We start from the raw sequence: 16,280 nt of genomic DNA on the forward strand, positions 1-16,280 counted from the left end.
CCAGTGTGCGTACCGAACGGAGGAACGAATGCGACTGAAAGTGGGAGAATTGGCGAAACGCAGCGGGCTCACCGTCCGTACGCTTCATCACTATCACGCGATCGGTCTGCTGACGCCTTCGGCGCGCGCCGACAACGGTTACCGGCTGTACGACCGCGACGACATCGCCCGGCTGCACCAGATCCAGGCATTGCGCCGCTTCGGCCTGTCGCTCACCGAGATCGGCGATCACCTGAACCAGCCCGGCACTCCGCTCGTCGATCTCGTCGCCAAGCAGATCGCGCTGCTCGACCGCCAGCTCGCGCAGACCGCGCAGCTGCGCGGGCGACTCGTGCACCTGCATGCGCAGCTCATGGCGGGCACCGAGCCGGAACTGGCCGATTGGCTCACCACACTGGAGTTGATGACCGTGTACGACAAATATTTTTCCGAGGAAGAACTCGCGCGCATGCCGATGTACCGGAAAAGCCAGGCAGGCGACGCGGAATGGATCGCGCTCATCGGCGAGGTCCGTGCGCTGCACGACGCGGGCGTGCCCGCCGAGGACGAGCGCACCCGTACGCTCGCCGCGCGCTGGATGGCGCTGCTCGTGCGCGACACGAACAACGATCCGCGGCTGCTGGCGAAGCTGAACCTGATGCACGAGCACGAACCGGCGATGCAGTCGAAGATCGGCATTTCGACCGCGCTGCGCGACTATGTGCTGCGCGCGGCGTCGGAAACGAAGATGCGGATCTTCGAGCAGTACCTCGCGCCGGACGAGATCCGCTTCATGCGGGCGCACTATGGCGAACACGCGATGGAATGGCCGCAACTGATGGGCGACGTGCGCGCCGCGATCGAGGCGGGCGCCAAGCCCGATTCGCCGCAAGGCCGCGCGCTCGCGCAGCGCTGGCTCGAGCTGTTCTGCAGCTATGCGGGCCGCGATCCGGCCACGCACGCGAAATTCCGCCAGGCGCTGATGAACGAGCCGTCGCTGACGAAAGACTCGTGGACCGACGAGACGCTGCTCGGGTTCATGCGCGAGGCCATGGCGCAACTGACACCTGCGCGCTGAGCAGGTGACGATGCGGGCGGCAAGCGGCTTTTTCCGCGTGCCGCCCGCTTCGCCATTGGCCAGCCGGTATCGCGCACCGCATCCAGTGCGAGCATCGGCCGTGCGAGGAGCCCCGCACCCGCGCGGGCGCGCGACACGGCCGCGATCCGTCAGTCGGCCTCGCCGCCGCCGTCATCGCTGAACGCGAGCAGGTCGCCGGGCTGGCAGTCGAGATAACGGCAGATTGCCTCGAGCGTCGCGAAGCGGATGCCCTTCACCTTCCCCTGCTTGAGCAGCGACAGGTTCTGTTCGGTGATGCCGACGGCCGCCGCCAGATCCTTCGAGCGGACCTTGCGGGTCGCGAGCATCACATCGAGCTTGACTACGATCGTCATCGCGCGCCTCAGACGAATTGCCGATGCTCGGCGTCGAGCTCGCTCGCCTGCCTGAGAATGTGCGCGATCACCGCAATGCATGCGGCCGTGAACAGCGCGACCACGTACGGCATCGTGAAGCCGATGCTGACCACACGATGGCCGACCGGTTCGCGCAGCGTCGCCCACACGCTCAGGAGCGGCTCGCACACCACGCTCAGCAACACCCACAGCCCGATCGCGCGCCCCGTCTTGCCGAGATGGCCGGCCGCCCGTGCGGAGAAGTAGTCGCGCCGCGCATACGTGCGGAACAGCGCGCGCAGATGCCGGAGACCGTTGGCGAGCGCGACGAGCGGCACGCTCGACAACACGATGCCGACCGCCTTCTGCCACCACGGGAATCCGGCAACGTCCACACGCAGGTTCGACAGCACCGAGTCTGTCAGGCCGAATACGAAACCGGGCCCCGAATCGGCCGCGCTCAGCGACGGAAACATCCAGCAAGCGGCATTGAGCACCAGCATGCCGACGATGAACCCCAGCGTGACGGTGGCCATCTGCTGGCTGATACGGGCGATACGATCGGAATGCATGGCGTGACCTCGACGGCGAATGAACGAGCGTCGATTGTACGTCGATAATTATCGTAAAACGATAATTAATCGTCGTTTCGTTGTAATTTTTTATTGTGCCCCATGCTTACGCCCGCGCCCCCCCGGCCGTATCGCACGCGGCGGCCGGGCACCCGCCTAGTCGTAGTCACGCACGCTGATCCCCCGCCAGCGCTTCGTCATGTAGCGCAGAAACGCGGGCTGCGCCTTCAGGTCCGCATTCGGCACGGGCGCCGCGCCGCCGTCCATGAACTTGCCCTTGACCGTGACGGTTTCCTCGCCGCGCAGCACGTACTTCGTGCCGGCATCGATGAGGAAGTATTTCACCTGATCGGCACTGACATCGCCACGGCAGCCGATCGTGTATGCGAACAGGAACTGCTTGTGGCCGTTGCCGAGCAGGTCGCGCATTTCGATCGACTTCGGCACGACGTCGAGGATCACGTCAACCGGGCACGCCTTCACGTAATCGCGCACGGTCCAGTCCGGCCGGCCGTCGAGCGTCGCGGACACCTTGAGTTCGACGTCGTCGCCGGACGTGGTTCTGGCAAGCGTCACCGCATGCGCGCCGGCCGCATCGGTCCACGCGTAGTCGGCAGCCTGTGCCGGGTTGCAAAGCATGGTGGCGGCGAGCAACAGGCAAGGCGGAAAGAAGCGTTTTTTCATCGGCAAAGGAGTTGAAATCGACCGCGCCATTATCGGCAAAGCCGCGTGCCGCGGCCAGCCGCGCGCGACCCGCCCGCTCACCGATCGCGCGCGCCGAGCCCGAGCGCCTTCATGCGCCGGTACAACGTCCGCTCGCTCAATCCGAGCTGGTCGGCGAGCGCCTTGCGCGTGCCGTCGAACGTGCGTGCGATGCGCACGAGTTCCGCGTCGGACACGCCGCGCGCGTCCGACGCATGCGCATGCGGCACCGCCGCTGCCGCGACGAGTTCGGCCGGCAGATGCTCGACGCGAATCGTCCCGTCGTCCGCGAACAGGCACGCGCGTTCGAGCACGTTGCGCAGCTCGCGGATGTTGCCGGGCCACGCATACGCATCGAGGCATGCTCGCGCGCGCTCGGTCAGCACGAACGGCCGCGTACTCGCGTCGCCGGCCTTGCCGCGCGCGTTCGCGATCCGCCGCAGGATCGATTCGGCCAGCAGCGCGACGTCGCCGTGCCGTTCGCGCAGCGCCGGCAGCGGGATCGGAAACGCATTGATCCGGTAGTAGAGATCCTGCCGGAACCGGCCGTCGTCGATCATCTCGCGCAGCGGCTTGTGCGTGGCCGCGACGAGCCGGAAATCGGCGCGCAGCGCCTCGACGCCGCCCACGCGCCGGAACGTGCCCGATTCGATCAGCCGCAGCAGCTTCACCTGCATCGGCAGCGGCACGTCGCCGATCTCGTCGAGGAACAACGTGCCGCCCTGCGCGGTTTCGACGAGGCCCGGCTTGCGCTGGTTCGCACCCGTGAACGCGCCCTTCTCGTAGCCGAACAGTTCGCTCTCGAACAGCGACTCGGCGATCCCCGAGCAATCGACGACGACGAACGGCCCCATCGCGCGATCGCTCGCCTCGTGCAACGCGCGGGCGAACAGTTCCTTGCCCGTGCCCGATTCGCCGAGCAACAGCACCGGCAGCGTCGACGGCGCGACGCGCTGCAGCGCGCCGAGCGCCGCGTTGAATGCGTCGGCGCCGCCGACGAGCCCTTCCGCGCTCGGCTGCGCCGACGCGCTGCGCACCGTCGTCAGCCGCTCGACATACGCGATCACGTTGCCGTCCGCATCGAAGATCGGCCGCAGCTCGACGTCGACGTGCTCGGGGCCGCGCGGCGTGTGATGGATGTGCAGCACGCGGTTCAGCCCGCGCGATTCGAGCGCCTGCTTCATCGGACAATGCTCGCCGGCCTGGTCGCACGGCACGTCGTAGTGATGCGAGACCTGGAAGCAGTGCCGACCCACGTGCTCGACACCCGCTACACCGAACTGACGCCGGTACGCATCGTTCGCCGCGAGGATGCGGTAGTCGGGATCGACGACGATCATCGGCTGCGGGTCCTGCTCGAGATACGCGACGAGCGCGCGTACGTCGGGCATTGCGTCGCGACGCGGCGCGGGAACGATCGGAATGGTGTCGTGCGGATTCATGCGGCGGCTCGCTCGGTGAAGAGGCACCCGGACGGACTGCCAGGCTGACTGCCAATTCTGCCATGACACTGCCAGATGTGGCAGTCCCCATCATCGACCGGACGCCATGGGCACCTTTCCGTCGCCGCCGGCACGCCGAAAACCCGAGCCGAATCAAGCCCCTGGCACATCGACCGGTGCCGCATCGCGAGCTGGCACGCTTCTTGAATCAAAGATCCCGATTGCAGATGCAGAAACCGATCGAGGACACCCCGTGAGCAACGCCCCCGCCCTGTCGGTCGAAGGCTTTTTCGACCCGGCGACCCACACCGTCAGCTATCTCCTGCTCGATACGGCGAGCCGCGTGTGCGCGCTGATCGACAGCGTGCTCGACTACGACCCGAAATCCGGCCGCACGCGCACCACCAGCGCCGACCGGCTGATCGCCCGCGTCGCCGAACTCGGCGCGACCGTGCACTGGCTGCTGGAGACGCACGTGCACGCCGACCACCTGTCGGCCGCGCCGTACCTGAAAACGCAGGTCGGCGGCCAGATTGCGATCGGCTCGCACGTGCGCCGCGTGCAGCGCGTGTTCGGCACGCTGTTCAACGCGGGCACCGGCTTCGCGGAAGACGGCCGCCAGTTCGACCGGCTCGTCGACGACGGCGACACGCTCGCGCTCGGCGCGCTGACGATCCGCGCGCTGCACACGCCGGGCCACACGCCCGCGTGCATGACCTATTGCGTCGATGACGCGACGCAGCGTGCGGCATTCGTCGGCGACACGCTGTTCATGCCCGACTACGGCACGGCGCGCTGCGATTTCCCCGGCGGCGATGCGCGTACGCTGTACCGCTCGATCGCGCGCGTGCTCGCACTGCCGCCCGATACGCACCTGTACCTGTGCCACGACTACCAGCCGGGCGGCCGCGACGTGCAGTTCGTGACGACCGTCGCCGAACAGCGCCGCGCGAACGTGCACGTGAAGGACGGCGTGACCGAGGACGATTTCGTCGCGATGCGCACCGCGCGCGACGCGACGCTCGACATGCCCGTGCTGATGCTGCCGTCCGTGCAGGTCAACATGCGCGCCGGCCACCTGCCCGAACCCGAGAACAATGGCGTGCGCTACCTGAAGATCCCGCTCGACGCGATCTGAGCCGCGCGCCCTCACCGGAGAACCCCGACATGACCATCCGCAAGCTGACCGACGCATTGTCGGTCTCGCCGCAGATCGCGGCGGCCGACCTGCCCGCGCTTCACGCGGCAGGCATCCGCGCGATCATCTGCAACCGTCCCGACGGCGAAGGCGCCGACCAGCCGACCGTCACCGAGATCCGCGCGGCCGCCGCGCCGCTCGGCATCGACGTGCATTACCTGCCGGTCGATACCGGCAAGGTGACCGACGACCAGGCCGCGCAGTTCGGCGCGCTCGTCGCATCGCTCGACGCGCCCGTGCTCGCGTACTGCCGCAGCGGCACGCGCTCGGCCACGCTGTGGGCGCTGTCGCAAGCAGGGCTGCGCCCGCTGAACGACATCGTTGCGACGGCCGGCGCGGCCGGCTACGACCTGAGCGCGGTCGCATCGCGTGTCGCACCGGGCGGCCGCCACGCGGCACCGGCCGTGGACTCGCGGCACGACATCGTGATCGTCGGCGCGGGTGCGGCCGGCATCGCGGTCGCGTCGAGCCTGCTCGCGCGCGATGCGTCGCTCGACATCGCGGTGATCGATCCTGCCGATGTCCACTACTACCAGCCGGGCTGGACGATGGTCGGCGCGGGCGTGTTCCGGCCCGAGACCACCGCCCGGCCGATGACCGACGTGCTGCCGCGCGGCGTGCACCGGATCCAGGCCGCCGTCGCGGGCTTCGAGCCCGACGCACACACGGTCGTGCTCGACGGCTGCCGCCGCATCGGCTATCGCAAGCTCGTCGTATGCCCGGGGCTCAAGCTCGACTGGCAGGCGATCGACGGCCTCGCCGACACGCTCGGCCGCAACGGCGTCACGTCGAACTACCGCTACGATCTCGCACCGTACACATGGGAGCTCGTGCGTGCGTTCCGCGGCGGCAACGCGCTCTTCACGCAGCCGCCGATGCCGATCAAGTGCGCGGGTGCGCCGCAAAAGGCGATGTACCTGTCGTGCGACCACTGGCGGCGCGCGGGACGGCTCGAAGCCGCGAACGTCGAGTTCCTGAATGCGGGCGGCGCGCTGTTCGGCGTGGCCGACTACGTGCCCGCGCTGATGGAGTACGTGAAAAGCTACGACATCGCGCTGTCGTTCGGCCACAACCTCGTCGCGATCGACGGGCCCGCCCGCCGCGCGACGTTCACGCGTGCGCTGCCGGACGGCGGCAAGGAAACCGTCGAGCGTGCGTTCGACATGATCCACGTCGTGCCGCCGCAGAAGGCGCCCGACTTCGTGCGGTCGAGCCCGCTCGCCGATGCGGCCGGCTGGATCGACGTCGATCCGGCGACGCTGCGGCACAAGCAGTTTCCGGACATCTACGCGCTCGGCGACGTCACCAACACGACCAATGCGAAGACGGCCGCGGCCGCCCGCAAGCAGGCGCCCGTCGTCGCGCACAACCTGCTCGCGGCGCTCGGCCGCGCGCACGGCGACGCTGCGTACGACGGCTACGGCTCGTGCCCGCTCACCGTCGAGCGCGGCAAGATCGTGCTCGCCGAATTCCTGTACGGCGGCAAGGTCGCCCCGACCTTCCCTGCATGGCTGATCGACGGCAAGCGCCCGTCGCGGCTCGCGTGGCTGCTCAAGGAACGCGTGCTGCCGCCGCTCTACTGGAAGGCGATGCTCAAGGGCCGCGAGTGGCTCGCGAAGCCGGCCGTCGTACGTTGACCGGAGTGCGATGACGTCATGTTGATTTCCCTCGTACTCGGCGGCTTCGTCGGCGCCGTGCTCGGCCTGACCGGCGCCGGCGGCGGCATTCTCGCGGTGCCCGCGCTCGTCGTCGGGATGAGCTGGCCGATGCAACAGGCCACGCCCGTCGCACTCGTCGCGGTAGCCGGCAGCGCCGCGCTCGGCGCGCTCGAAGGCTTCCGCCGCGGGCTCGTGCGCTATCGCGCGGCGCTGCTGATGGCCGTGGCCGGCGTACCGCTGACCACGCTCGGCGTGCGGCTCGCGCACATGCTGCCGCAGCGCCTGCTGCTCACGCTGTTCGCGCTGACGATGCTGGTCGTCGCCGGTCGCCTGCTGCGGCAGGCGCTGCGCAACGTCACCGTCGATGCGGACGCGTCGCCGCTATGCGTCGGTCGCATCAACCCCGACACGGGCCGTCTCGTCTGGTCCTGGCCGGTCGGTGTCGCACTGGCGTCGACCGGCGCGGTGACGGGCCTGATGACGGGATTGCTCGGCGTCGGCGGCGGCTTCGTGATCGTGCCGATGCTGCGCAAGTTCACGAACGTGTCGATGCACGGCGTCGTCGCGACATCGCTGATGGTGATCGCGCTGGTCGGCACGGGCGGCATGCTCGCGACGCTCGTGTCGGGCACGCGTGCGCCGCTCGACGTGACGCTGTGGTTCACCGTCGCGACCGCGCTCGGCATGGCCGCCGGCCGCGGCGCGTCGCGGCACCTCTCCGCGCGGCACGTGCAGGCCGGTTTCGCGGCCGTGCTCGTGTGCGTCGCGCTCGGGCTGCTGGCGAAAGCCGCATTCGGCGCGTAAGCCGGCGGCCACCGCAGTTCCGCACCGCCGCAGACAAAACGCCCGGCCCGACTCGTCGTCGGCACCGGGCGTTTTTCATTGTGGCTGCAACAACCTGAGCGTCAGGCCGCGAGCCCCGCCATCCGCTTGCGCTCCTGTCTCAGCATCACGAAGTTCGCGATCACGACGCCGGCCGTCACCGCGACGATGAACAGTGTCGCGAGTGCGTTCATCTCCGGGTTCAGGCCGAGACGCACGCGCGAGAACACGACGAGCGGCAGCGTCGTCGAGCCGGGGCCCGACAGGAACGCCGACAGCACGAGGTCGTCGATCGACAGCGTGAACGACAGCAGCCAGCCCGCGATCAGCGCCTGCGAGATCAGCGGCAGCGTAATCGTGAAGAAGACCTTCAACGGCGTCGCGCCGAGATCGAGCGCGGCTTCCTCCAGCGACGGATTCAGCTCGCGCACGCGCGACTGCACGATGATCGCAACGTACGAGATGCACAGCATCACGTGGCCGAGCCAGATCGTGAACACGCCGCGCTCGGCCGGCCAGCCGATCCACTTCGCCAGCTCGATGAACAGCAGCAGCAGCGAGATCCCCTGGATCACCTCGGGGATCACGAGCGGCGCGTTGATCATCCCGCTGAACAGCGCGAAACCGCGAAAACGCCCCATCCGCGCAAGCACGAAGCCGGCCCACGTGCCGATGAACACCGACGCGAACGCGGTCAGCACGCCGATCTTCAGCGACAGCCACGCGGCCGTCAGCAGCTCGTCGTCCTGCACGAGCGCCGCATACCAGCGGAACGAGAAACCCGACCACACGGTGACGAGCTTCGACTCGTTGAATGAATAGACGATCAGGCTGATGATCGGGATGTACAGGAACGCGAAGCCGGCAAACAGCGCCGCGAACTGCAGGTAACGATTCGGCTTCATCGACGGCCTCCCTGTTCCTTCGCCTGGAAGTGCTGGAACATCGCCATCGGTACAAGCAGCAGCAGCACCATCGCGCAGGTCACCGCCGACGCCATCGGCCAGTCTGCGTTGTTGAAGAACTCGTTCCACATCACGCGGCCGATCATCAGCGTGTTCGCACCGCCGAGCAGCTCGGGAATCACGTACTCGCCGACCGCCGGGATGAACACCAGCAGGCAGCCCGCGATGATCCCGTTCTTCGACAGCGGCAGCGTGATCTGCACGAACGCCTTCCACGGCTTCGCGCCAAGGTCGTACGCGGCTTCGAGCAGGCGCAGGTCCATCTTCACGAGGTGCGCGTAGAGCGGCATCACGAGGAACGGCAGGTACGAATACACCATCCCGATGTACACCGCGTAGTTCGTGCGGTACAGCTCGATCGGCGTATGCGTCAGGCCGATCCACATCAGGAAATTGTTCAGCAATCCGTTGTTCTTCAGGATGCCGATCCATGCATATACGCGGATCAGGAACGACGTCCAGAACGGCAGCATCACGCCCATCATCAGCAGGTTGCGGGTCGCCGGGTTCGAGCGCGCGATGTAGTACGCCATCGGATAGCCGAGCAGCAGGCACAGCAGCGTCGTGATCGCGGCCACCCACACCGAGTTCACGTAGGTCGCGAAGTACAGGCTGTCCGTGAACAGGAACGCGTAGTGCGACAGGTTCAGCGCGATGTGCACGACACCGTCGGTGTACGACGCGAGTTCGGTGTACGGCGGGATGCCGAGTTGCAGCTCCGCGAAGCTGATCTTGACGACCAGCACGAACGGCACGAGGAAGAACAGCACGAGCCACGTGAACGGCCCGGCGACGACCGCCGTCGCGCCCGTCAGGTTGAAGCGCCGCACCGGCCACTCGAGCAGGGACTTGAACGTGGTCATGACGTCAGCACCACGCCGGCGGTCGCGCTCCAGCGCACGTAGATCTCGTCGCCGAGCGCCGGTGTGTCGAGCTCGGAAATCGCGAGGCTCGACACGTTCGCGATCACCGTCTTGCCCGCGTCGAGCTTCACGTGATACAGCGAATAGCCGCCCATGTACGCGACGTTGCTGATCCTGCCGCGCGCCCAGTTGAACGCGCCTTCGGGCGGCTTGCGCGTGAGCGCGATCCGTTCTGGGCGCACCGACACCGAGACCGGCATCCCGAGCGGGCCCGAGATCCCGTGGCTCACGTACAGCCGGCTCGGCAGCTCCGGCGACTCGATGTACACGTGGTCGGGCTCGTCCTCGACGGTCACGCCTTCGAACAGGTTCGTCGAGCCGATGAATTCGGCCGAGAACCGGCTGTTCGGGTATTCGTACACCTCGTTCGGCGAGCCGATCTGCACGATCTGCCCTTCGCTCATCACCGCGAGGCGGTTCGCCATCGTCATCGCCTCTTCCTGGTCGTGCGTGACCATCATGCAGGTGACGCCGACCTTGTTCAGGATGTTGACGAGCTCGATCTGCGTGCGCTGGCGGATCTGCTTGTCGAGCGCGGACATCGGCTCGTCGAGCAGCAGCAGCTTCGGGCGCTTGACCAGCGAACGCGCGAGCGCGACGCGCTGCTGCTGGCCGCCCGAAAGCTGGTGCGGCTTGCGCTTCGCGTACTTGCTCATCTGCACGAGTTCGAGCGCCGACGCGACGCGTTCCTTCAGCTCGGCCTTCGGCGTGCCTTCCTGCTTGAGGCCGAACGCGACGTTCGACTCCACCGACATGTGCGGGAACAGCGCATACGACTGGAACATCATGTTCACGGGCCGCTTGTACGGCGGCATCTGCGCGAGGTCCTCGCCGTCGATCAGGATCTTGCCCGACGTGACCGTCTCGAGGCCCGCGAGCATCCGCAGCAACGTCGACTTGCCGCAGCCCGAGCTGCCGAGCAGCGCGAACAGCTCGCCCTGGCGCACGGTCAGGTTGACGCTGCGCACGGCTTCGGTGTCGCCGAATTTCTTGACGACGTCGACGATCTGGACAAAGGTCTCGGCGCGCGCATCGGCGCCGGACGAGGAAACGGAGAACGGCGCGCCCGCAACCGGCGCTCCCGACTGGCTATTCATGATGTGCTGCTTCTCTCCTGCGTTAGACGAACAAAGCCCCCGGGGGCACCAGGGGCTTCATGACTGCTGGTTCACTTCGGCTCGCGTCAGCGGCCCGACTTCAGCTCGGTCCACAGACGCGTCTGCAGACGCTGGATTTCAGGCGGCAGCGGCTTGAGCAGGAACAGCGTCTTCACGACGTCGGCCGGCGGGTAGACGGCCGGGTCGTTCGCGACGTCGGGCCGCACGTACTTGCGTGCCTCGGCGTTGGCGCTCGGGTAGTACACCGCGTTCGTGATCGCCGCGTGCACCTTCGGATCCTCGATGTAGTTGATCCACTGCAGCGCGGCATCCTTGTTCTTCGCATCCTTCGGGATCGCCATCACGTCGAACCACACCGGTGCGCCGCCCTTCGGAATGTAGTACTCGATCTTGTACGACTTCTTCGCTTCCACCGCGCGATGCTTCGCGATCACGACGTCGCCCGACCAGCCGAACGCGAAGCAGATGTCGCCGCCGACCAGGTCGTTGATGTAGCCCGACGAGTTGAATTGCGTGATGTACGGGCGGATCTTCTTCAGCACTTCCATCGCGGCCTTGTAGTCGGCCGGGTTCGTGCTCATCGGATCCTTGCCGATGTAGTGCAGCGTCGCCGCGAACATCTGGTCGGGCGCGTCGAGCACCGATACGCCGCAGGTCTTCAGCTTCGAGAGGTTTTCCGGCTTGAACAGGATGTCCCAGTTGTCGAGCGGCACCTTGCCGAGCACCTGCTGCGCCTTCGTCACGTTGTACGCGAGGCCGGTCGTGCCGTACGCCCAGGGCACCGAGAACTTGTTGCCCGGATCCGCGCCGGCGACGAGCGCCATCAGTTGCGGATCGAGATACTTGAGGTTCGGCAGCTTCGACTTGTCGAGCGGCGCGAAGATGCCGGCGGCGATCTGCTTGCCCGCGTAGTTGCTGGTCGGCACGACGATGTCGTAGCCCGAGCTGCCCGTCAGCAGCTTCGCCTGCAGCGTGTCGTCGCTGTCGTAGTTGTCGTAGCGGACCTTGACGCCCGTCTGCTTCTCGAAGTTCGGGATCGTGTCCTTCGCAATGTAGTCCGACCAGTTATAGACATTGAGCTGCGTATCCTTCGCCGCTGCCGCCGACGCACCCACGCACAGCGCGAGCGCTGCGAACCGGCCCACTACCTTTGCTTTCATCCCGTTCTCCCTCCGGCCGGACGCGTTGCCCGGCTGCCGTCTGCCTCGTCACGGCGGCGCATTCTGGCGCGCCGCCCCTCGAAAACCCCGAAAACTACCATCATTCGCGCCCCGTCACAAAAAAATCATGCCGGTGTCGCGCAAACGGAACAGATTCCCGCCGCAGGCCCGTCAGGCCTGCCCGTGCGGCGGGGCGTCCCCCGGGAATTCTATCGGGTAATCGGCGGCTGTCCACCGGGAAAAACGGACCGCGGCGAAACCGCGCTCGCGGGCCCGGCGCACGGCCCGCCCGGCGCTTGTGCCGCGCGCCCGGCCGTACTGTCTCGCTCCCGCACGGGTACAGCACGCCGGCGCCACCGCCCGACCGGGCGGCCGCGATGGATTAAAATGGCGGCTGACGATTCAACTGCGCGAACCCTTCCGATGGCCTCCAATCTCCACGACCTGCCCGACAGCCCCTGCATCGGCGTGTGCTCGACCCTCTTCGACGAAGTCTGCAAGGGCTGCGGCCGCACGGCCGCCGAAGTATCGAACTGGGTGTTCCTGAGCGATGACGAAAAACGTGCGGTGTGGGAGCGCATCACGCGCGAAGGCACCGCGATGCGCTTCCAGTACGACAAGCTGTAAATCCGCCGCGCAAAAAAAAAGCGGCATGCCGACCGCCATGCCGCCAACCCCAACTCTGTTCTTTTCCCGCTGCGTCAGAACTTCATCCCGACGCCCACGCCGACGATCAGCGGATCGATGTGCAGCGTGCCGATGCCCTTGTCGCCCAGCGTCGCATCGGTGCTCATCCAGATCTTCTTCACGTCGACGTTCATGAACACCTTCTTCGTCACCTGCACATCCACGCCGAACTGCAGCGCGGGGCCGAAGCTGCTCTTGTTGATCGACACGCCCTGCCCGCCGACGTTGAGCCCGTTGTTGTAGAAGTACGTGTAGTTCAAGCCGGCGCCGACGTACGGGCGCACCTTGCCCGCATGATTGAAGTGATACTGCAGCAGCAGCGTCGGCGGCAGCACGCCCACGCCGCCCAGATTGCCGAGGCTCGACGTCAGCTGATGCCGCGACGTACCGAGGATCAGCTCGACCCCGAGGTAATCGCGGATCATGTACGTGAAGTCGAGCTCCGGCACGATCGCGTTGTTCACGCCGGTGTTGATTGCGCCGAGCGTGTCGCTCGCGCGCTCGTTCGGCTGGATGCTGATTGCGCGAAGCCGAACGAGTACGTCACCCTGGTTGATGCCGTCGCCCGGCGATGCCGCGCAGGACAGCGACGGCATCGCAGCGAGGCCTGCCGCGACGGCGGCAGCGGTGACACAAGTTCGAATCGTTTTATGCATGGTACGGACCCCCAAAGAATGGTTTCCATTCTCCCAGTAGGGTCTTTTCGCCATCTTGATATCGGTCAAGCCAGCGTAAACGTGGGGCGGTTTGCCGCAGGCTCGGCCGCACGGCCCGTCAGCAGCAGGTCGAGCAAATCGCGCACGCTGCGGATCGCGCGGCCGAACGGCAACGCTTCGCGGCCCCGGAAGAACAGCCCGTTCGCGACGTCGCCGCGCAGCGCGGCCGCGAGCCGCGTGTCGATGCAGAAGTGGCCGAACTTTTCGATGCCGTCTCGCAGGCCGCATACGCTCAGGCATTCGAGCGCCGTCGGGCAGCGCTGCTTCAACGCGCCGAGCTTGTTGCGGATGCGCGTCTCGTTGCGCAGGTAGCGATCGAGCCACGGCGTCTTTACCGCGCGCGCCGGCAGCCCCGTCACGCTGACGAATTCGACGATGTCGTCGGGCGTCGCGTCGGCGAGCACGCGCTTGAACTGCGGATGCGCGTCGCCCTCTTCCGTCACCGCGAACGGCGTCCCGACCTGCACGCCGTTCGCGCCGGCCTTGAATGCCGCGCGCACCGTGTCGTGACTGTTGATTCCGCCCGCAACGATCAGCGGAATCGTTTCGCGCGCGAGGCCGAGCGACGCCATCACCTGCGCAGTCTCGTCGAGCACGCGCGCGAAATCGAAGCGGCCGTCGTGCATGTCGTCGATCTGCGTGACGCCGAGGTGGCCGCCCGCATGCGCCGGATGCTCGATCACGATCGCATCGGGCAGGCGCCCCTTCTTCATCCACTTCTTCAGCACCAGCGCGATCCCGCGGCTGTCCGACAGGATCGGAATCAGCGCGATGTCGTATCCCTGCGTGAGATCGGGCAGGTCGAGCGGCAGCCCCGCGCCCATCACGATCGCGTCCGCCCCCTCGTCGCACGCGACGCGTACGTAGTCCGCATGCGCGCTCACCGCCTTCATCACGTTGACCGCGATCATCCCGCGCCCTTCGCTCCAGGTCTTAGCGAGACGGATCTCGCGCGCGAGCGCTTCGAGGTTCGCGGCTTCGAGCGTTGCGCGGCCGGGTTGCGCACGGCAGCGCGCGAGCAGGTCCGCATGATGGTGGCGCAGGTCGATGCTCGCGATCGTGCCGACCGCGCCTTCGCGCGCGACGCTGCCCGCCAGCCGGTGCGCGGAGATGCCGACGCCCATGCCACCCTGCACGACGGGCAACAACGTGCGGCCGCGAATCGTCAGCGGCGGAAAGGAAGTGCGTACGGTCATCTGAAACCTCGTCGGAACATCGAAACCGCGATGATCGACGATCCACCGACGCGCACCTTGACGGCCGTCAATAAAAAACGGCACGCAAGCGTGCCGTTTCCGGTTCATGCCACGAGCGGCGCTCAGGCCGGCTTCGCAGGCTTCAGCTGCATCGACTTGTACTCGAGATACTCTTCGAGCCCGTACACGCCGTTCTCGCGGCCGTGCCCCGACTGCTTGTAACCGCCGAACGGCGCGGCGCCGTTCCACGTGCCGCCGTTGATGTCGACCTGCCCGGTGCGGATGCGGCGCGCGACGCCCATCGCACGTTCGTCGCTGCCGGCCCACACCGCGCCGCCGAGCCCGTACGGCGAATCGTTCGCGATGCGCACGGCTTCGTCTTCGTCGCGATACGTGATGATCGACAGCACCGGCCCGAAGATCTCCTCCTGCGCGATCGTCGATTTCGGATCGACCCGGCCGAACACCGTCGGCTTCACGAAGAAGCCCTTCGCGAGCCCTTCCGGCAAACCGGTGCCGCCCGTCACGAGTTCCGCGCCTTCGTCGATCCCGCGCTGGATGTAGGCCTGCACGCGCTGCTGCTGCACGGCCGACGCGAGTGCGCCGAGCCGCGTCGCATCCTGCCGCGGATCGCCCGCGACGTACGTTTCGGCCGCGGCCTTCGCGATCTCGCGCGCTTCGTCGTAGCGCGCTTCCGGCACCAGCATGCGCGTGTGCGCCGAGCAGGTCTGCCCCGCGTTCAGGTAGCACGCATTGACCGTGCCCTTCACCGCCGCCGCGAAATCGGCATCGTCGAGGATCACCGACGCGGACTTGCCGCCCAGCTCCAGCGCGACGCGCTTGACACCCGCGGCCGCCAGTTCGGCCACGCGCTTGCCCGCGCGCGTCGAACCCGTGAACGACACCATGTCGACGTCCGGATCGGTGGCCAGCACTTCGCCGACGACCGGGCCGTAGCCGCACACGAGGTTGAACACGCCGGCCGGCAGCCCGGCTTCGTGAATCGCTTCGGCGAGGATGAACGCGTTCAGCGGCGCGACTTCGGACGGCTTCAGGACGACCGTGCAGCCGGCCGCGAGCGCCGGCGCCACTTTCAGCGTGACCTGGTTGAGCGGGTAGTTCCACGGCGTGATCGCCGCGACGACGCCGACCGGCTCGCGCACCACGAGCGAGTTGCCGACCTGTGCCTCGAATTCGAACGACTCGGCGAGCTTCGCGTACGCCTTCCAGTTGTAGATCGGGCCGCCGACCTGGATCGCGCGCGACAGCTTGATCGGCATGCCGACTTCACCGGTGATCGACTGCGCAAGCTCCTCGCTGCGCGCCTGCAGATGCTCGACGATCTTGCGCAGGTAGCCCGCGCGCGTCGCGGCCGGCGTGGCCGCCCATGCGTCGAAGGCCGCGCGCGCCGCACGGATCGCGTCCTGCGCGTCGGCTGCGGCGCCTTCGGGAATCCGGCCGATCACGGCCTCGGTGCCTGAATCGATCACGTCGATCGTGCCGGTTCCGGCCGGTTTGCGCCATGCGCCGTCGATGTAGAACTGGTCGTAGATTTTCATCGTTTCCGCCTCCAGGGAAGCCGACATTCTAGCGACCGTTTCGGTCCGCCGGTGTGACGATTGACAGCCATTCGAAAGGACCGGAGCGCCATCGCGCCCCTGCTCTGCCGCCCACCGTGCATGGGGCGCGG

General features: G+C 67.1%; 16 protein-coding genes. 5 read left to right on the forward strand and 11 right to left on the reverse strand.

Annotated features, from left to right (window positions below; translation table 11 throughout):
• The first annotated feature begins 28 nt into the window (after window positions 1–28).
• Window positions 29–1,057, forward strand: a complete 1,029-nt coding sequence (locus AC5LXK_RS09260; RefSeq protein WP_493388586.1) for a MerR family transcriptional regulator — start codon at window positions 29–31, stop codon at window positions 1,055–1,057.
• A gap of 149 nt (window positions 1,058–1,206) precedes the next feature.
• Here AC5LXK_RS09260 and AC5LXK_RS09265 read toward each other — a convergent pair whose 3' ends face one another.
• The 4 genes from AC5LXK_RS09265 to AC5LXK_RS09280 form a co-directional block, all read right to left on the reverse strand.
• Window positions 1,207–1,431, reverse strand: a complete 225-nt coding sequence (locus tag AC5LXK_RS09265) for a helix-turn-helix domain-containing protein (protein WP_493388587.1) — start codon at window positions 1,429–1,431, stop codon at window positions 1,207–1,209.
• 8 nt (window positions 1,432–1,439) lie between these two features.
• Window positions 1,440–2,003, reverse strand: coding sequence for a DUF2975 domain-containing protein (locus tag AC5LXK_RS09270; RefSeq protein WP_493388588.1), 564 nt, complete (start codon window positions 2,001–2,003; stop codon window positions 1,440–1,442).
• A gap of 156 nt (window positions 2,004–2,159) precedes the next feature.
• Entirely contained in the window at window positions 2,160–2,687 is a 528-nt protein-coding gene (locus AC5LXK_RS09275) for a M949_RS01915 family surface polysaccharide biosynthesis protein (RefSeq protein WP_493388589.1), read from the reverse strand.
• A gap of 77 nt (window positions 2,688–2,764) precedes the next feature.
• The gene (locus AC5LXK_RS09280; protein ID WP_493388590.1) at window positions 2,765–4,147 is read right to left on the reverse strand and encodes a sigma-54 interaction domain-containing protein; all 1,383 of its coding nucleotides are present in this window, start codon (window positions 4,145–4,147) and stop codon (window positions 2,765–2,767) included.
• A 253-nt stretch (window positions 4,148–4,400) separates the two neighbouring features.
• On the opposite strand from AC5LXK_RS09280, the gene AC5LXK_RS09285 reads away from it, so the two are divergent.
• The 3 genes from AC5LXK_RS09285 to AC5LXK_RS09295 are packed head-to-tail and all read left to right on the forward strand — an operon-like array spanning window position 4,401 to window position 7,807.
• A complete protein-coding gene (locus AC5LXK_RS09285) occupies window positions 4,401–5,285 on the forward strand; it encodes an MBL fold metallo-hydrolase (protein WP_493388591.1) in 885 nt (294 codons plus the stop codon).
• A gap of 29 nt (window positions 5,286–5,314) precedes the next feature.
• A complete protein-coding gene (locus AC5LXK_RS09290; RefSeq protein ID WP_493388592.1) occupies window positions 5,315–6,982 on the forward strand; it encodes a bifunctional protein tyrosine phosphatase family protein/NAD(P)/FAD-dependent oxidoreductase in 1,668 nt (555 codons plus the stop codon).
• An 18-nt stretch (window positions 6,983–7,000) separates the two neighbouring features.
• On the forward strand, window positions 7,001–7,807 hold the full coding sequence (locus tag AC5LXK_RS09295) for a sulfite exporter TauE/SafE family protein (RefSeq protein WP_493388593.1): 807 nt from the start codon (window positions 7,001–7,003) through the stop codon (window positions 7,805–7,807).
• Window positions 7,808–7,908: 101 nt separating this feature from the next.
• Here AC5LXK_RS09295 and AC5LXK_RS09300 read toward each other — a convergent pair whose 3' ends face one another.
• From AC5LXK_RS09300 to AC5LXK_RS09315, 4 genes are all read right to left on the reverse strand, one after another.
• Entirely contained in the window at window positions 7,909–8,730 is an 822-nt protein-coding gene (locus AC5LXK_RS09300) for an ABC transporter permease subunit (RefSeq protein ID WP_493388594.1), read from the reverse strand.
• On the reverse strand, window positions 8,727–9,653 hold the full coding sequence (locus tag AC5LXK_RS09305; RefSeq protein ID WP_493388595.1) for an ABC transporter permease subunit: 927 nt from the start codon (window positions 9,651–9,653) through the stop codon (window positions 8,727–8,729). Before AC5LXK_RS09305 ends, AC5LXK_RS09300 begins: the two co-directional genes overlap by 4 nt.
• Window positions 9,650–10,810: an ABC transporter ATP-binding protein gene (locus tag AC5LXK_RS09310; RefSeq protein WP_493388596.1), complete on the reverse strand. Its 1,161-nt coding sequence runs from the start codon at window positions 10,808–10,810 to the stop codon at window positions 9,650–9,652. The genes AC5LXK_RS09305 and AC5LXK_RS09310 overlap by 4 nt, the downstream gene beginning before the upstream one ends.
• 86 nt (window positions 10,811–10,896) lie before the next feature.
• On the reverse strand, window positions 10,897–11,991 hold the full coding sequence (locus tag AC5LXK_RS09315) for a polyamine ABC transporter substrate-binding protein (RefSeq protein WP_493388597.1): 1,095 nt from the start codon (window positions 11,989–11,991) through the stop codon (window positions 10,897–10,899).
• A 423-nt stretch (window positions 11,992–12,414) separates the two neighbouring features.
• On the opposite strand from AC5LXK_RS09315, the gene AC5LXK_RS09320 reads away from it, so the two are divergent.
• Window positions 12,415–12,618 (forward strand): DUF1289 domain-containing protein, encoded by a 204-nt coding sequence (locus AC5LXK_RS09320; protein WP_006493160.1) that lies wholly within the window; start codon window positions 12,415–12,417, stop codon window positions 12,616–12,618.
• A 74-nt stretch (window positions 12,619–12,692) separates the two neighbouring features.
• On the opposite strand, the gene AC5LXK_RS09325 is transcribed toward AC5LXK_RS09320, so the two are convergent.
• The 3 genes from AC5LXK_RS09325 to AC5LXK_RS09335 all read right to left on the reverse strand — a co-directional run bounded on the left by AC5LXK_RS09325 (window position 12,693) and on the right by AC5LXK_RS09335 (window position 16,149).
• Window positions 12,693–13,334 (reverse strand): OmpW/AlkL family protein, encoded by a 642-nt coding sequence (locus AC5LXK_RS09325; RefSeq protein WP_493388598.1) that lies wholly within the window; start codon window positions 13,332–13,334, stop codon window positions 12,693–12,695.
• A gap of 65 nt (window positions 13,335–13,399) precedes the next feature.
• A complete protein-coding gene (locus AC5LXK_RS09330) occupies window positions 13,400–14,590 on the reverse strand; it encodes an NAD(P)H-dependent flavin oxidoreductase (protein ID WP_493388599.1) in 1,191 nt (396 codons plus the stop codon).
• Between the two features lie 122 nt (window positions 14,591–14,712).
• Window positions 14,713–16,149 (reverse strand): aldehyde dehydrogenase family protein, encoded by a 1,437-nt coding sequence (locus AC5LXK_RS09335; RefSeq protein ID WP_493388600.1) that lies wholly within the window; start codon window positions 16,147–16,149, stop codon window positions 14,713–14,715.
• Window positions 16,150–16,280: the final 131 nt, after the last annotated feature.

Source organism: Burkholderia pulmonis (assembly GCF_984667975.1).

Bases quoted from the DNA above. Each gene is read 5' to 3' on its own strand.
- AC5LXK_RS09260 (WP_493388586.1), top strand. From the start codon at position 29: ATGCGACTGAAAGTGGGAGAATTGGCGAAACGCAGCGGGCTCACCGTC.
- AC5LXK_RS09265 (WP_493388587.1), bottom strand. From the start codon at position 1,431: ATGACGATCGTAGTCAAGCTCGATGTGATGCTCGCGACCCGCAAGGTC.
- AC5LXK_RS09270 (WP_493388588.1), bottom strand. From the start codon at position 2,003: ATGCATTCCGATCGTATCGCCCGTATCAGCCAGCAGATGGCCACCGTC.
- AC5LXK_RS09275 (WP_493388589.1), bottom strand. From the start codon at position 2,687: ATGAAAAAACGCTTCTTTCCGCCTTGCCTGTTGCTCGCCGCCACCATG.
- AC5LXK_RS09280 (WP_493388590.1), bottom strand. From the start codon at position 4,147: ATGAATCCGCACGACACCATTCCGATCGTTCCCGCGCCGCGTCGCGAC.
- AC5LXK_RS09290 (WP_493388592.1), top strand. From the start codon at position 5,315: ATGACCATCCGCAAGCTGACCGACGCATTGTCGGTCTCGCCGCAGATC.
- AC5LXK_RS09295 (WP_493388593.1), top strand. From the start codon at position 7,001: ATGTTGATTTCCCTCGTACTCGGCGGCTTCGTCGGCGCCGTGCTCGGC.
- AC5LXK_RS09300 (WP_493388594.1), bottom strand. From the start codon at position 8,730: ATGAAGCCGAATCGTTACCTGCAGTTCGCGGCGCTGTTTGCCGGCTTC.
- AC5LXK_RS09305 (WP_493388595.1), bottom strand. From the start codon at position 9,653: ATGACCACGTTCAAGTCCCTGCTCGAGTGGCCGGTGCGGCGCTTCAAC.
- AC5LXK_RS09310 (WP_493388596.1), bottom strand. From the start codon at position 10,810: ATGAATAGCCAGTCGGGAGCGCCGGTTGCGGGCGCGCCGTTCTCCGTT.
- AC5LXK_RS09315 (WP_493388597.1), bottom strand. From the start codon at position 11,991: ATGAAAGCAAAGGTAGTGGGCCGGTTCGCAGCGCTCGCGCTGTGCGTG.
- AC5LXK_RS09320 (WP_006493160.1), top strand. From the start codon at position 12,415: ATGGCCTCCAATCTCCACGACCTGCCCGACAGCCCCTGCATCGGCGTG.
- AC5LXK_RS09325 (WP_493388598.1), bottom strand. From the start codon at position 13,334: ATGCATAAAACGATTCGAACTTGTGTCACCGCTGCCGCCGTCGCGGCA.
- AC5LXK_RS09330 (WP_493388599.1), bottom strand. From the start codon at position 14,590: ATGACCGTACGCACTTCCTTTCCGCCGCTGACGATTCGCGGCCGCACG.
- AC5LXK_RS09335 (WP_493388600.1), bottom strand. From the start codon at position 16,149: ATGAAAATCTACGACCAGTTCTACATCGACGGCGCATGGCGCAAACCG.